Raw genomic sequence first — 13,826 nt, 5'->3', positions numbered from 1 at the left:
AATTGATCTGAACCCAAGGGCGGAGATTCTTCGCAAAAACTTCATCTGGCCGTTACAAACAAGGTCGGCATGCCAAGAAAAAAGGCCGCCCCATCGGAGCGGCCCTTCCTGTCTTTCATCGGAAACCGGATCAGTCGTTCGGACCCAGCGCCGACAGGCCCTTCAGGATGTCGATGGCATAGGCCAGCTGGTAATCCTGTTCGCGCAGCTCGGCGGCTTTTTCGGCCTTTTCGCGATCCTCTTCGATCTGGCGGATCTCGTCCTCGGTCAGGCTGTCATTGTTCAGACGACCGCGCAGATCCGCCTCGGACCGGGAGCGGTTCGCGGCCGAGGCGTCCTCTTCCTCTGCTCCGACGCGGCGGCGGGGCTGTTCCACGACGATATCGGGGCTGACACCCAGCGCCTGGATCGAGCGACCCGAGGGCGTGTAGTAGCGCGCCGTGGTCAGGCGCATGGCGCCATCGCCGCGCAGGGGCATCACGGTCTGCACCGAGCCCTTGCCGAAGCTCTTGGTCCCCACCACGATGGCGCGGCGGTGATCCTGCAGGGCGCCTGCGACGATTTCCGAGGCCGAAGCCGAGCCGCCGTTGATCAGCACCACGATGGGTTTGCCACCCGACAGATCGCCCGGCGTTGCATTGAAGCGTTCGCCATCTTCCGGGTTGCGGCCCCGGGTCGAGACGATCTCGCCACTGTCGAGGAAGCTGTCAGCCACCTGGATCGCCTCGGTCAGAAGGCCACCGGGGTTGTTGCGCAGATCCAGCACGATGCCGTTCACCTTGTCGATGCCGCCCGCGGCCTCGATCTGTTCCTTCAGGCCGCTTTCCAGGTTGGGCGTGGTCTGGCGGTTGAAGGTGGTGATGCGCATCACAACGGTGTCGCCCTCGGTGCGGGCGCGCACGGCAGTGAGCTTGATGGTGTCGCGGATGATGGACACATCAAAGGGCTCCGACTCGCCTTCGCGCACCACGGTGATGATGATCTCCGATCCCACCGGGCCGCGCATCATGTCCACCGCTTCGTCCAGCGACAGGCCAAGCACGCTTTCGCCATCCACATGGGTGATGAAATCGCCCGCCTCGATGCCGGCCTCATCCGCCGGGGTGCCATCGATGGGGGAGACCACCTTGACGAAGCCCTCTTCCTGGGTGACCTCGATCCCCAGGCCGCCGAATTCGCCCTTGGTCTGCACCTGCATGCTGGCCGCATCGTCGGGAGACAGGTAGCTGGAATGGGGATCCAGCGACGACAGCATGCCACCGATGGCCGCCTCGATCAGCTCTTTCTCGTCGACCTCTTCCACACATTGGGCGCGGATCCGCTCGAAGATATCGCCGAATAGATCCAGCTGCTCATAGACTGTCGCCTCGCGGGCGCCTTCCTGGGCCAGAAGAGGGCCTGCCACATATGTGGTTGCCACGATCCCTGCCAGCGTGCCGCCAAATGCGGCCATCGCAAATTTTTTCATGAAACCTTCATCCACCTTTTCCGGCGTCGAACCATGTTTCAGGATCCACCGGACTGTTGTCCATTCTGACTTCTATATAGAGCGTTTCTGTGCGGTCAGTTCCACCCCCTTCACCAATTGGTGACAAAATCGCGCTGACCTGGGGGTTTTGACCGCCCATCAGCCCGACCGGAGTGCCCTCGGGGATGACCTCACCTGCCGCGCCATAGACCTCGGCCAGGCCCGACAGGATGAACAATGTGTCGGGCTGTGGCTCCAGAATCATCACATTGCCGAGGTCCAGCAGAGGCCCGCGATAGCGGATCGTCGCCGCCGTGGGAGAGGTCACCAGAGCCCGTGGACGCGCCGCCACCAGGATGCCGGGGCGGGCAATCCCGGCTGCATCGCGCGCGCCATAGCTGCGCAGCACCAACCCTTCGACCGGCAGCGGCAGCGTGCCGCGCAGGTCGCTGACATCGGCCTGGCTTTCGATCACCTCCCCTTCGGCAATCTCCGCCAGACCGCTGGCAAAGCCGGTCAGCGTCTCGGTCGAGGAAATCAGTACCGCGGTGCGCATCGGGTCCTCGGTAAAGCGTTTCGGCAGATCGGTGCGGTCGGCAATGGCGGTAGAGAGGTCCGTGCGGGCGCTCTGAATGCCGCTGAGGCCCAGTCGCAGCTTGTCCGCCGCTGCCTGTTGCAACAGGCGCAGGGTCTGCACCTCTTCCAGGTCGCCGCGCAGGGCTTCGGCCCGGGCGTTCAATCCCGGTGTCACCTCGGCCAGCATCATCGCCGAGCGCGCCGCCCCCAGCGGCCCCGAGGGGTGTAGCATCAGCACAGGCGCGGAAGAGGTTTCGATGGTCTGGATGATGCCCAGGAGTTCGGCCACCTCATCTTCGCGGGCGCTGAGCTGCGCCAGAAGCTGGGATTCGCGCCGCGCCACGCCGCGCAAGCCGTCGCGCATGGCGGCCAGCCCCGCCTCATAGGCGCGGATGGTCTCGCTCAGCGCCTTGACCCGGTCGCGGGCGCTGCCGGCCTCTTCCAGTTGCAGGGTGGCCGCTTCCAACTGCTCTGCCGCCTGACGCGCCGCGCGCGCAGCCTCCGTTTCGGCCTGCGCCGACACGGCCAGTGCCAGGCAAAGCGCGAGACCACGGATGGGGCCGCGGCAAATGCTGGCGGCGCGCCGGATCATGCGAGCAGGCTCTCGCCGGTCATCTCTTCCGGCTTGGGCAGGCCCATCAGCGCCAGCAGGGTGGGGGCCAGATCCGCGAGGCGGCCATCGCGCAAGGTCGCCCCTTCGGGACCGCCCACCAGCGCCAGCGGCACCAGGTTGGTGGTATGGGCGGTATGGGCGCCGCCGGTGACGGGATCGACCATCACCTCGCAATTGCCGTGATCCGCCGTCACCAGCATGGCGCCGCCCGCCTTTTCCAGCGCGGCGACGACCTGTGTCAGCCCCTGATCCACTGCCTCGCAGGCCTTGATCGCGGCTTTGATGTCTCCGGTGTGGCCGACCATATCGGGGTTGGCGTAATTGGTGACGATCAGGTCATAGCCCTTCTCGATCGCCTCGACGAACTTCTCGGTTACCTCGGGGGCGGACATCTCGGGCTGCAGATCGTAGGTCGCGACCTTTGGCGATTTCGGCATGTAGCGGTCCTCGCCCACCTCCGGCTCTTCCTTGCCGCCGTTGAGGAAGAAGGTCACATGCGGATATTTTTCCGTCTCGGCCAGGCGGAACTGGGTCAGCCCCTGTTTCGCGACCCATTCCCCCAGGGTGTTGACGATGGGCGCCTTGGGATAGCAGGTGGTCATATAGGAGTTGTGACCGTCAGAGTATTCCACCATGCCCAGAAGCGCCGCCAGATCGGGCCGCGCGCCGGTGTCGAAATCGGCAAAGCCCGGCTCCCCGATGGCGCGCAGGATCTCGCGCGCACGATCCGCGCGGAAGTTGAGGCAGAAGAAGCCGTCGCCGTCCTTCACCCCCTCAAAGCCCGCCACCACGCTGGCGCCGATGAATTCATCGGTTTCGGACTGGTTATAGGCATGATCCACCGCGTCATGGGCACCGCGCACCCGGCGGCCCTCGCCCTTGATCATGGCATCATAGGCTTCTTTCACCCGCTCCCAGCGGTTGTCGCGGTCCATGGCGTAATAGCGCCCCGTCACCGTGGCGATGCGGGCGCCCTCGGGCATCTTCTCTTTCAGCTCTTCGAAATAGCCATAGGCGGATTTCGGCGCCACATCGCGCCCGTCGGTGACCGCATGCAGCCAGACCGGCACGCCCGCATCCCGGATCGCTTTGATCGCCGCCAGGATATGGATGATATGCCCGTGTACGCCGCCATCCGAGACCAGCCCCATCAGATGCGCGGCACCGCCTGTTTTCTTCAGCTTGGCGATGAAGTCCTGCAGGGCGCCGTTCTGAAAGAAGGAGCCATCCTCGATGGCAAGGTCGATCTGGCCCAGATCCATCGCCACCACCCGGCCCGCGCCGATATTGGTGTGGCCCACCTCGGAGTTGCCCATCTGCCCCGAGGGCAGCCCCACATCCGGCCCATGGGTGATCAGCCGCGCGGTGGGGCCCTTTTCCATGATCGCATCGAAGGTGGGCGTCTTGGCCATATGGGGCGCATTGGCCACCCCCGGCTCCCCTGTGCCCCAGCCGTCAAGAATGCAAAGAACAACGGGTTTGGGTCTGCTCATCGGTAGGTCTCCGCCATGATCGGGCTGTTTCAGCGTTGAGATGCCTTCTACAGGCTTGCCGCGGATTGGGAAACCGCCGTTAGCGCCAGATGCGGCAAAGCTGCGCTGCGGGAGGCCCCCCTTGGCCGCCTATGTAGGCACGTCTCCGCCCCGTTTCACCCCATGCGCGGCAAAAGCGGCACCCGGCGGGCCAGATCTGAACCCAAGGTTTCTGCCCCGTAAAGGGCCGACAGGGGAGCCGGAGCCAGAAGATCCGCATTGCCGTCCAGAAACGCCTCGGCAGTGTCGTAATTCCCATTGGCCATGCGCTCGGCTGTGAGGCTCAGAAAGCCCAACGTCACGGTGGCGTTGAACTTTTCCGGCACCCCGGCGGCGCTGGCCAGTTGCCGCAGTCCCCGGGCATAGATCGCCATCGCATCAAACACCTCGTGGGCCGACAGGATCTCATAGGCGACACCCAGATGCGCGCGATGGCTGAACCCCTCTGGCCCCAGGCGCCCTTCGGCCAGCTCCCGGGCCATCTGCGGATAATCGGTGCGTTCAAGGCTCATTCCGGATCCTCCGTCAGGCTGTGGCTGTCGGCGGCCGTCAGGTCCAGCTCGTATACTCCGCGCAGCGCGGCGATCTTTTTCAGCGTCGCATCTGAGAAGGGCGCCTTTCCCTCAAAGGCATGCAGCGCCATCCCCTCCACCAGCTCGGCCACCGAGATATCGAGATATTCCGCCAGCGCCTTCATGGTCTTCAAAAGCCGCGCCTCGATCCGCAGGCCGGTTTGTACACGTGTGACTGTCTTCATGGCGCTCTCCTTGCTCCTGAAGGGGGATATAAGAGAATGCATGGATGTTATCAAGGTACCAAGGTGTCAATCTTGGGGCGTCAGGATATGTCGTAGCAGCGCCACCGGATGGGCACGTAAGGAAAGGCGCAGGGCGACGTAATCCTCCACCACTTCTTCGCCGATGCTCATCTGCGGTAGGTGGGCGGCGGGCTCGTCTATCGCTTCGCCCTCCAACTCGCGCTCGAACAGGGGCAGCGGTTTCTTTGCGGTGATCGCCTTGGCCTGCCACAGCGCCTCGCGCCGCGACAGCCCCAACACGGCAAAGGCGTCGGCCTCGGCCAGCCGTTCGATCACCGGCGGCGGCAGGCCCGCCTTGCGCCAGACATCCTGTACCTCGGTGTAGCCATTGCCGCGTGCCGCGGTCAGCCAGCTGATGTCCTCGTCGCTGAGGCCCTTGATCTGTCGGAACCCGAGGCGCAGCGCCAGCCCGCCTTGCCCGTCCGGCTCCATCACATTGTCCCAGTAGCTGGCGTTGATGCAGATCGGGCGCACCTCGACCCCATGGGCGCGGGCGTCCCGCACGATCTGCGCAGGCGCGTAGAAGCCCATCGGCTGGGAGTTCAGGAGCGCGCAAGCAAAGATCCCCGGATGGTGGCATTTGATCCAGGCCGAGGCATAGACCAGAAGTGCGAAGCTGGCCGCGTGGCTTTCGGGAAACCCATAGGCGCCGAAGCCTTCGATCTGGGAAAAGCAGCGTTCGGAGAAATCGGCGTCATAGCCGTTGCGCGCCATGCCGCGCAGGAACAGGCTGCGGAACTCGGACACGTTGCCGTGCTTCTTGAAGGTCGCCAGCGAGCGGCGCAGCCGGTCTGCCTGTTCGGGGCTGAAGCCCGCCCCCACCATGGCGATCTGCATCGCCTGCTCCTGAAACAAAGGCACGCCCAGCGTCTTGCCCAGCACCTCTCCCAGGGCGTCGGAGGGGAACTCCACCGCCTCTTCTCCGTTGCGGCGGCGAATGTAAGGGTGGACCATGTCGCCCTGGATGGGGCCGGGGCGGATGATCGCCACCTCGATCACCAGATCGTAGAAATTGCGCGGCCGCATGCGCGGCAGAAAGTTCATCTGCGCCCGGCTTTCGACCTGAAAGACGCCAATACTGTCGGCGCGGCACAGCATGTCATAAACCGCCGGATCCTCGGGCGGCAGCGTCGCCAGAGTGTAGTCCAGCCGGTGATGCTGGCGCATCAGATCGAAGGCCTTGCGGATGCAGGTCAGCATACCAAGGCTCAGCACATCGACCTTGAGAATGCCCAGCGCGTCGATATCGTCCTTGTCCCATGAGATGACCGTACGCCCCTCCATGGTGGCGTTCTCGATCGGCACCAGCTCATCCAGACGGCCTGCGGTGATGATGAAGCCCCCCACATGTTGCGACAGGTGGCGGGGAAAGCCGATGATCTGCCCCACCAGATCCAGCGTCTGGCGCAGGCGCGGGGCGTTCGGGTCCAGGCCGATCTCGCGCAGGCGGGCGGCACTGGCGCCGCTGCGGTCGAAACTCCCCCAGAGCTGAGAGGACATGGCGGCGATGGTATCCTCGCTCAACCCCATGGCGCGGCCCACCTCGCGGATGGCGCGCTTGCCCCGGTAGTGGATCACCGTCGCACATAGCCCGGCCCGGTGGCGGCCGTAGCGCTCATAGATCCACTGGATCACCTCCTCGCGGCGCTCATGCTCGAAATCCACGTCGATGTCGGGTGGCTCGTCTCGTGCCTCGGAGACGAAGCGTTCAAAGACCATGGTTCCGGTCTCGGGGCTGACCGAGGTAACGCCCAGGCAGTAGCAGACCACCGAATTGGCCGCCGAGCCGCGCCCCTGACATAGGATCCCGCGCGAGCGCGCGAAATCGACGATGTCGTGGACGGTCAGGAAGTAAGGCTCGTATTTCAGCTTGGCGATCAGGGTCAGCTCATGCTCCAGCATGGCACGCACCTTTTTGGGGGCACCCGCCGGATAGCGCCAGATTAGCCCCTGTTCGGCCAGGCGGCGCAGGCGCTGGGGCGGGGTTTCACCTGCAAGCCCCTCATCCGGGTAGTCATAGCGCAGCTCGTCCAGCGAGAAGGTGAGCCGCGCCGCCAGATCCTGCGCGCGCATCAGGGCGTCTTCATGGCCCCGGAATATGCGCGCCATCTCTTCCGGCGCGCGCAGGCGCTGCTCTGCATTGGCAAGGGCGGCGCGGCCCAGATCCTCCACCCGGCAACGTAGGCGGATGGCGCTGAGCACATCCGCAAGGCGGCGGCGTGATCCGTGATGCATGTGCGGGGCGGCGCTGGCCACCGTGGGCAGGTTCAGTTCATCGGCAAGGGCAGCAAGCCGGGCAAAGCGGCGCTCATCCCGCCCGTCATAGGCAGGCGCCATCATCAGATGCATCCGTCCGGCAAAGCGGCGCGTCAGGTCTTCCATATGCGGCTGCCATCCCCCCGCGCCGCCCGGCCAATGCTCCGCCTGTGGCAACAGGAGCAGATGGAGACCTTCGGAAAACGCCAAGAGGTCGGACAGCTGCAGCAGGCAGGTGCCTTTCTCGGCCCGCAGCCGCCCGGTCGACAGCATGCGGCAGAGATTTCCCCAGCCGGTCCGATCCATGGGCAGGGCGATCACTGGCGGTGCATCGGTCAACGCCAGCCGCGCTGCCGGGATCAGACGTGGCACCGCATAGACCGGGAACGAGGGCGCGGGCGGGATATGCGCAGGTCGGGGCGGACCGATGGGGCTGTTGCGTCGGTCCCAGGCCTGCCGCTCAGCCACGCGGCGGGCAATGTCACGCGCCGCGCTATGGGCGCGCACGATCCCGGCGACTGAATTCTCATCCGCGATCGCCAGCGCTTCGATCCCCAGCTCCACCGCACGCGCCACATACTCCTCCGGGTGGGAGGCCCCGGTGAGAAAGGTGAAGTTGGAGAGAATCGCGAGTTCAACAGACATGACCGCATTTATATATTCATGTTTTGTTCTCATTTCGAGTCATCGCGCTCACCATGGAGCCCCCTCCCGCGGATCACGCCCGCAGGGGGATCCGCGCCACGCCCAACCGGGGAAAACCCGGCTCTGCCGGTTTTGACACGGGCGGGAGCTTCCCCCCCAACCAGATGCGCAGGATCCGGGTCGCTCGGCCCTGCCACCGCTGGCAATGTCGCGTCAAAACAGGAGACAGACATGCTGAAGATCACCGCCCTTGCCACCGACACCACCCGCGCCCTGCAGGCTGGAGGTCCGGATGCCAACGGCCAGACACCGGAGCGCAGCCTGTCGGATGGCGGCGGCAACCCCTGCCGCCATTGCCTGCGCTATATCCCCAAGGGCGCGGAGATGCTGATCCTCGCCCATCGTCCTTTTCCCGCGCCGCAGCCCTATGCGGAACTCGGCCCCATCTTCCTATGCGCCGAGGGTTGCCCGCGGCACGACGGGGAGGAGATGCCCGAGGTGCTGCAAGGTTCCCCCGACTACCTGATCAAGGGCTACAGTGCAGACGACCGCATCGTTTATGGCACCGGCATGGTGGTGGAGCGGGAGCACATGATGGCGCAGGCCAAGGAGATCTTCACCGATCCCCGCGTCGCCTATATCCACATCCGCTCCGCCCGCAACAACTGCTATCAGGCACGGATCGACCGGGGGTGAATGCAAATGGGGCTGCGCCTGGCCGAGGTGGGGGCGGGCGGGGCTGCCCGGCCTATCGGCCGGACACAGGCCTGTACCTACAGCGCCTTCCCCATGGCAAAGTTGTGCAAGACCACACCCGGCGCGGAAAATCGTGGCGGCCCCGATCGGTGATGCCCTCCCCCCGGGAAGAGGAGCCGTGAAATACTGGGCCTTAGCCTAGATAAACTCGATGGAAATCTCTCCCGGAGACAGGGTCACCCCTTCGAGGCGGATGGTGCCATTTCCATGTTCGATGATGGTGTCACCATCCTCGACGTAGATCGTGGGCGTCGCCTGGATCGGGTCCAGAAACTGCAGGGTGTCCTGGCTCGGGTCAAAGTCGGTGATCACATCCTGACCGGCGTAGGTTGGATCTCCGACATTGGTCCGAAAGACAAAAACATCGGCGCCCGGACCACCCGATAATGTGTCATTGCCCGAACCGCCATTCAGGGTGTCCTTTCCGGGCCCGCCGATCAAGATATCGTCGCCGCCTTTGCCTGACAGCGAGTCATCGCCTTTGTATCCCCAGAACTTGTTATTCTTGCTGTCACCCGTAAAGCTGTCGTCCCCCCCAGAGCCTCGGATGTGTTCAACACCGGAAATGGTGGTAATCTCGATGTAGCTACTCCCTGTCTCAAGCGCGGTCACCGTTGATTCAATGGTAGAGTTTCCCAGGTCCACAACATACTCAAGGCTGTAATACTCACTGTAGAACTGATCGAAATCATCGTTTTCCAAGATCAGCAAATCACGACGCCCGGCACCGCCGATGATGCTGTCGTCTGACGCTTCCTGCCTTGCGGAACTGGCCGTCGCATCGGGCTCCAGAAGGGTCGAGGCGTTGAAAATAAACCGGTCATTCCCCTTGCCACCCTTGAGCACATCCTGCGCCGCGGTGGTTTCCATGATGTCGGTGCCGTTTGAGCCAATGACCTTGTGAACGCCACGCGTCATTTCCGACATGAAGTCCGAGAATGTCCCGTCGCCATAATTGTATGCTGGAAAGAACTCGGAGCCTTCATTTGTGACCGCGCCCGCCGCCGCGATCAGGTTTTCCAGGCGAAACCTGACACCGGTGATTGACGTCAAGGGTGCGGAAAAGCTGGAGTCGTAAATCTCGATCCCGGTGACTTTTCCGGTGACGGCCCCGGTCACGCTATCCCGTTGCAAGTTCCGGCCCAGAAATTTTACGAATACGTCGCCGCCGAAATTGTCGCCGCGTGTCACGCTCTGCTGGTCAAACGAAAATGTCCAACTGTTGCTAGAGCCGTTCAGAACATCCAGAATAACGCGCTGATAGCTGGAATTGATCGTACCATTACCAAGAACCTTCATACCGTTTTCCTTTAACAAACTGGCGCTAAAGGATGTGTCTAGATGGACAGATATTCCCCTAGCAGATCAACTTGAAACCAATGCTACGCCCGTGTGTTGCTCCAGGCAAGCCTGAGGCCTGCCATCCCGAACCCTGCACGGACATGCGGCCAAGGCAGAGAGAGCCACAGTCGCCACCTATCAGGGTGACTTCTCCATGGCATAGTTGTGCATGGAAACGCCCCGGCGCAGGAAATCGCGGCGGCCCTGATCGGTGAAGCCTTGCCGCAGGAAGAAGCGGCGGGCGGCTTCGCTGGCCTCGACGTAGAGGCGGGCAAGACCAAGCCTGCGGGCCTCTTGTTCCAGCGCGGCATAGAGCGCGGCGCCATTCCCCGTGCCCGCGTGATCCGGTGAAATGTAGAAACAGTCGATATGGCCGTCGGGCTCCAACTCGATAAAGCCCTGCGCCACATCCGCCTGATCCGCCGCGACCCAAGTGGTCCGACCATCGCGGGCGCGCTGTCGGATCACATCGGCGGGGGCTTCCTCCGGGCTCCAGGCGGTGCATTGCGCGGGTGTGTAGTCGCGGGCGCCGATGCCGTGCACGGCGGCATGAAAGATGCGGCCCCACTCAGCCGCATCGCGGTCCTCGAAGGGGCGGATGCGCATCGGGGGTGCCCCTCAGGTGGATTTGGTGAGGGCGAGAAAGACATCCTCCAGATCGGCCTCTTCCGTCTTCACATCGCGGATGGTGATCCCGGCGGCGCGCACGGCGGCAAGCACCTCTTCGGCGCTGGTTTGCTGGCTGTGATAGCGCAGAACCACGGCACCATCGCCGCGCAACTCGGCCTCGATCCCGGCCCCCTGCGGCAGATCCGTCACCGCAGAGGCCGGATGCACCACGATCGCGCGGGCATCCAAGCGACCCAGGAGATTGCTGGTCGAATCCCGTGCCACCACCTCACCCTGGTTGATGATGGCGATCTCGTCGCACATCTCCTCGGCCTCTTCGAGGTAATGGGTGGTCAGGATGATGGTCATGCCCTGCTGGTTCAGCTTGCGCACATTGTCCCACAGCATCTGGCGCAGCTCGATATCCACCCCGGCGGTGGGTTCATCCAGCACCAGGATATTGGGGCGATGCACCAGCGCCTTACCCAAGAGGAGCCGTCGCCGCATGCCGCCCGACAGGGTGCGGGCATAGGCCTCGGCCTTGTCCTTGAGCCCGATCATCGCCAGGATCTCGTCGCTGTAGCGTTCGGATTTCGGCACGCCGTAAAGGCCCGCCTGTACCTCCAGCGCGCCGCGCGGGGTGAAGAAGGGATCCAGGTTCAGCTCCTGCGGCATCACCCCGATCGAGGCGCGGCTCTGGCGCGGGTTCTCGTCCTGATCGAACCCCCAGATGGTCACCTTGCCGCTGGTTTTCACCACCAGCCCGGCCAGGATATTGATCAGCGTGGACTTGCCCGCGCCATTGGGACCCAAGAGGCCAAAGACCGACCCGCGCGGCACCGTCAGGTCGATGCCCTTCAGCGCATGTTTCTCGGGCTGGCCCTTCGACCCTTTGTAGGTTTTGCGCAGGCTTTCGATCCGGATCGCATCATCAGTCATCGCGGCTCTTGCTCCCTTGGCTCTCCTGTCGGATAAAGCCCCTAACCCATCAGCAAGAGGATCGCCAGCCGATGACCATCGAAGCGCCAGAAACCAAGATCGTTGCCAGCTACCGTGTCGCCTGTGACGGCGGCGAAGGCGCGTTGGGGCATCCGCGGGTCTACCTGCAGATCCCCGAGGATACCGGCTGGGTCGAATGCCCCTATTGCGACTGCAAGTACATCCACAAGGACTTCGAGGACAAGGCGGCCTGAACCGCCACCCCGATCCAAATGACAAAGGCGCCCCGGCAATCCGGCGGCGCCTTTGTTGTTCCTGGCCGTGATGTCCGGCCGGATGCGGGGTCAGAGGAGGTCGATATCCTCTTCCTCGGGCATCGGATCATCCTCTGCCGGGCTGTCCGTGCCGGGCTCAAGGCTCAGAGCTGCCATCAGGTCAGACCCGTCGGTCGCGTCAGATGCGAGCGACGACATCCCGTCCTCAATCGCCGCATCATAGGCCGCCAGCAGATCATCCGCGGTTTCAAAGCCGCCCTCAGGCGCATCAAGCCGGAACTCCTCCACAAGGGAGCCATCCTCGGCGGTCTGGTAGAAGACAACGGATTGCAACGCGCTCACATCGCCACCGACCTCTTCGGATGTAAAATAGGACAGGTAGTTCTCGAAGGTCGGTTCGGTGCCTTCGGGCAGGGCCAGATTACCATAAGGGTTCGGGTCGGGTTCTTCACCCAGGATATAGATCCCGCCCAAGGGATCGCCCGCGTCCGAGAACTCCTCACCGAAGAAGACCTTTTCGTAAACGGGATCTTCTTCCGGCTCCTCCGGCTCTTCGGGATCATCGGAAACCGCCTTGATCGACCCCGCATCGGTGGTGGTCGAGGTGGCGCGGATTCCAAAGACGTCGATCTCATCGAGGCTGTCGACATCCAGCGTCAGGGTGAGCGTATCGCCCGCCTCAAGGTAGGTTTCCTTGTCGGCGCCCTCAGGCCCAAGCCCCGGGTCGCTCAACTTTACGGCCTCGTCCCACTGGATCGTCTCACCGTCCAGCCGCGCTCCGTTCATGTTCAGGGGGCCGCCAAGAGATGCGCTTGATCCCGAGAAGTCATCATCGCCGAAATAGATCGCGTTCACATCCATGGCCCCATCGGACACGGAAATATCAGCGAATATCTGTCCGTTCTGTTCATAGAGGGTGACGGTGTAAGACAGCCCCTCGACCGAATATGTGAACGCCTTTGCATGATCAGGCATGGTGCCCCCCTTTACGCAGCAGAATATTGCAGGGGCGCCCCTCTGCAGCTTTCGCCCCGACACGGAATTGGGTGAATTTAGCACAAATTCACGACAAAAGGGGGGCGGATGTGCGCTCAAACGGAAACAGAGCGTTTACGCTTGGGAAAGGGTGAACCCGAAAGAGACAGGTTCAGGTCCGGATCGCACCATCAGTCATCGCGGCTCTTGCTCCCTTGGCTCTCCTGCCGGATAAAGCCCTAACCATCTGCAAGAGGATCGTCAGCCGATGACCATTGAAGCGCCAGAAACCAAGATCGTTGCCAGCTACCGTGTCGCCTGTGACGGCGGCGAAGGCGCGCTGGGGCATCCGCGGGTCTACCTGCAGATCCCCGAGGATAGCGGCTGGGTCGAATGCCCCTATTGCGACTGCAAGTACATCCACAAGGATTTCGACGGCAAGGCGGCCGAGTGATCTGCCACATCTGATCCAGGCACCTGATCCCGGCAAGGTTTGGCAGGGCTGAAAACGCAACCGGGAAGGCGGGCGGCAGCAATGGCACAGCTCTTGATCGTGTATCACTCGCGCACCGGCGGCAGCCGTCAGATGGCAGAGGCGGCCGCCAAGGCTGCGCGCGCTGAGATCTCCACCACGCTGAAGGCGGCGGAGGGGGCCGAGCCCGAGGATCTATTGGCCCATGATGGCTATATCTTCTGCGCGCCCGAGAACCTGGCGGCCTTGTCCGGGATGATGAAGGAATTCTTTGATCGCTGTTACTACCCGGTGCTGGGGCGGATCGAGGGGCGGCCCTATGCGCAGATGATCTGCGCAGGATCTGACGGCGCCAATGCCGCCCGGCAATGCGCGCGGATTGCCACAGGCTGGCGCCTGAAGGAGGTGCAGCCGCCGCTGATCATCTGCACCGATGCCCAGACGCCGGAGGCGATCCTGGCCCCCAAGGCGATCCCGCAGGAGGCGCTGGAGCGCTGTCAGGAGCTGGGCCTGGCGATGGGAGCGGGAATGAGCATGGGGGTGTTTTGACAC

At 63.4% G+C, this 13,826-nt stretch carries 14 protein-coding genes; 4 read left to right on the top strand and 10 right to left on the bottom strand.

Features of this window, described 5'->3' with window-relative positions:
- Positions 1–130: 130 nt before the first annotated feature.
- From PXK01_RS08865 to PXK01_RS08840, 6 genes are all read right to left on the bottom strand, one after another.
- Entirely contained in the window at positions 131–1,468 is a 1,338-nt protein-coding gene (locus PXK01_RS08865; RefSeq protein ID WP_274859707.1) for a S41 family peptidase, read from the bottom strand.
- Positions 1,469–1,475: 7 nt separating this feature from the next.
- Positions 1,476–2,636 carry a murein hydrolase activator EnvC family protein gene (locus PXK01_RS08860; RefSeq protein WP_274847552.1) on the bottom strand — a complete coding sequence of 387 codons (1,161 nt, stop codon included), beginning with the start codon at positions 2,634–2,636 and terminating at the stop codon, positions 1,476–1,478.
- On the bottom strand, positions 2,633–4,150 hold the full coding sequence (gpmI, locus tag PXK01_RS08855; protein ID WP_274859705.1) for a 2,3-bisphosphoglycerate-independent phosphoglycerate mutase: 1,518 nt from the start codon (positions 4,148–4,150) through the stop codon (positions 2,633–2,635). Before gpmI ends, PXK01_RS08860 begins: the two co-directional genes overlap by 4 nt.
- 155 nt (positions 4,151–4,305) lie before the next feature.
- Complete coding sequence (locus PXK01_RS08850) at positions 4,306–4,701, bottom strand: hypothetical protein (RefSeq protein WP_274859703.1); 396 nt, start codon at positions 4,699–4,701, stop codon at positions 4,306–4,308.
- Entirely contained in the window at positions 4,698–4,946 is a 249-nt protein-coding gene (locus tag PXK01_RS08845; protein ID WP_274847555.1) for a hypothetical protein, read from the bottom strand. Before PXK01_RS08845 ends, PXK01_RS08850 begins: the two co-directional genes overlap by 4 nt.
- Before the next feature lie 66 nt (positions 4,947–5,012).
- On the bottom strand, positions 5,013–7,907 hold the full coding sequence (locus PXK01_RS08840) for an error-prone DNA polymerase (protein ID WP_274859701.1): 2,895 nt from the start codon (positions 7,905–7,907) through the stop codon (positions 5,013–5,015).
- 231 nt (positions 7,908–8,138) lie between these two features.
- On the opposite strand from PXK01_RS08840, the gene PXK01_RS08835 reads away from it, so the two are divergent.
- The gene (locus PXK01_RS08835; RefSeq protein ID WP_274847557.1) at positions 8,139–8,603 is read left to right on the top strand and encodes a DUF1203 domain-containing protein; all 465 of its coding nucleotides are present in this window, start codon (positions 8,139–8,141) and stop codon (positions 8,601–8,603) included.
- Positions 8,604–8,801: 198 nt separating this feature from the next.
- Here PXK01_RS08835 and PXK01_RS08830 read toward each other — a convergent pair whose 3' ends face one another.
- The 3 genes from PXK01_RS08830 to PXK01_RS08820 all read right to left on the bottom strand — a co-directional run bounded on the left by PXK01_RS08830 (position 8,802) and on the right by PXK01_RS08820 (position 11,552).
- Positions 8,802–9,962 carry a calcium-binding protein gene (locus tag PXK01_RS08830; RefSeq protein WP_274847558.1) on the bottom strand — a complete coding sequence of 387 codons (1,161 nt, stop codon included), beginning with the start codon at positions 9,960–9,962 and terminating at the stop codon, positions 8,802–8,804.
- A 180-nt stretch (positions 9,963–10,142) separates the two neighbouring features.
- Positions 10,143–10,610, bottom strand: a complete 468-nt coding sequence (locus tag PXK01_RS08825) for a GNAT family N-acetyltransferase (RefSeq protein ID WP_274859700.1) — start codon at positions 10,608–10,610, stop codon at positions 10,143–10,145.
- A 12-nt stretch (positions 10,611–10,622) separates the two neighbouring features.
- Entirely contained in the window at positions 10,623–11,552 is a 930-nt protein-coding gene (locus PXK01_RS08820; RefSeq protein WP_274859699.1) for an ABC transporter ATP-binding protein, read from the bottom strand.
- A gap of 71 nt (positions 11,553–11,623) precedes the next feature.
- Between PXK01_RS08820 and PXK01_RS08815 the strand changes: the two genes are divergently transcribed.
- Positions 11,624–11,806, top strand: coding sequence for a zinc-finger domain-containing protein (locus tag PXK01_RS08815; RefSeq protein ID WP_274847561.1), 183 nt, complete (start codon positions 11,624–11,626; stop codon positions 11,804–11,806).
- A gap of 90 nt (positions 11,807–11,896) precedes the next feature.
- On the opposite strand, the gene PXK01_RS08810 is transcribed toward PXK01_RS08815, so the two are convergent.
- The gene (locus PXK01_RS08810; RefSeq protein WP_274859698.1) at positions 11,897–12,802 is read right to left on the bottom strand and encodes a hypothetical protein; all 906 of its coding nucleotides are present in this window, start codon (positions 12,800–12,802) and stop codon (positions 11,897–11,899) included.
- A 268-nt stretch (positions 12,803–13,070) separates the two neighbouring features.
- On the opposite strand from PXK01_RS08810, the gene PXK01_RS08805 reads away from it, so the two are divergent.
- Both PXK01_RS08805 and PXK01_RS08800 read left to right on the top strand, forming a co-directional pair.
- On the top strand, positions 13,071–13,256 hold the full coding sequence (locus PXK01_RS08805) for a zinc-finger domain-containing protein (RefSeq protein ID WP_274847563.1): 186 nt from the start codon (positions 13,071–13,073) through the stop codon (positions 13,254–13,256).
- An 81-nt stretch (positions 13,257–13,337) separates the two neighbouring features.
- Positions 13,338–13,823, top strand: coding sequence for a flavodoxin family protein (locus PXK01_RS08800; RefSeq protein WP_274859697.1), 486 nt, complete (start codon positions 13,338–13,340; stop codon positions 13,821–13,823).
- Positions 13,824–13,826 lie beyond the last annotated feature (3 nt).

The sequence above is a fragment of the Phaeobacter sp. PT47_59 genome, from assembly GCF_028890025.1.
In the GTDB taxonomy this organism is placed as follows: Bacteria; Pseudomonadota; Alphaproteobacteria; order Rhodobacterales; family Rhodobacteraceae; genus Phycobacter.
This window is presented reverse-complemented; position numbering and strand designations above follow the sequence as displayed.